The 1,032-nt window shown below is 54.3% G+C and carries 2 protein-coding genes; both read left to right on the plus strand.

All coding sequences use genetic code 11. The features are described from left to right. Window positions 1–489 (plus strand): reverse transcriptase-like protein (locus VU18_RS05915; RefSeq protein ID WP_047757760.1); only part of this gene is annotated, 489 nt, incomplete at its 5' end. A gap of 6 nt (window positions 490–495) precedes the next feature. Beyond that, window positions 496–711 carry a zinc-finger domain-containing protein gene (locus VU18_RS05920; RefSeq protein ID WP_011230850.1) on the plus strand — a complete coding sequence of 72 codons (216 nt, stop codon included), beginning with the start codon at window positions 496–498 and terminating at the stop codon, window positions 709–711. Window positions 712–1,032 lie beyond the last annotated feature (321 nt).

The following is a 1,032-nucleotide window of genomic DNA, read 5'->3' on the forward strand; positions in this document are numbered from 1 at the left end:
CTGCAAAAGCTGCTTGAGGAGATCGCCGGCGAGCCGCATGAGATCGTTGTGTATTTCGACGGCGGCTTTGACCATGAGACGTCCCAAGGCGGCGCCGGCGCGGTCGTATACTATAAGCAAAACGATCATCGCTACCGGTTGCGCGCCAACCGCCGGCTCGGCGAAATCAAATCCAATAATGAGGCAGAGTATGCGGCGTTTTGGTTTGTCATGCAGCTGCTCGAGGAACTTGGCGTCCATCATTTGCCGGTGACGTTCCGCGGCGACTCCCACGTCGTGTTAAAGCAGCTGTCCGGCGATTGGCCGTGTTTTGAGGACGATTTCAACATCTGGCTTGACCGCATTGAAGCGAAAATGCGCGAGCTTCACATCGAACCGGCGTACGAGCCGATTTCGCGCAAACAAAATAAAGAGGCGGATTCGCTCGCCCGCCAGGCGCTTGAAGGGCAGATCATCACAAGCCGAACGGAATTGACAGGGAAAGGGTAAGGTCGTATGGGAAAGAAGCGGAACCGACGCAAAGAAATATTGGACCAAATCGCTTGGCTGGAGGAAACGTACTGCGATGGCTGCTTTTTAAAAAGCACGTTCCGGAAAGAGTACGGCAAAACGTACGCCCAATCGTTTTGCATCCAGCAATGCACGGTCGGGGAACAAATGCGGCAGTACGGGGAGATGCTTCTATCAGCGCCGCCGCGTTCGCGTCGGTAATGAAGGAATTTTTTTCAAGAGGCGGTTGGTGCGGGCGATAGGAGCCCCAATCTGCGCTTTCGCGGGCCTGGGGCGGTGCCGGCTGCGACCAGGCAAGCTTTGGCGTTTGAACGGAGGAAGCGGATGCGCTGCGAAGGCCGGTGATTGACAGAACATACGTTTTAACATGGAGAAACCTCAAAAGCAGTTCTTCTTTTCACTCCAAAAGGAAATCGCTGTTTGTCCTCCGCCTTAATAGATGCAATTTTTACTGAGCATTGGATCGACCGTCGAACGACCGAACAAACACCGCTTTCAGCCCCATGTATGGGTCTGAGAAGC

The sequence above is a fragment of the Geobacillus sp. ZGt-1 genome (genome assembly GCF_001026865.1).
Lineage (GTDB): Bacteria > Bacillota > Bacilli > Bacillales > Anoxybacillaceae > Geobacillus > Geobacillus thermoleovorans.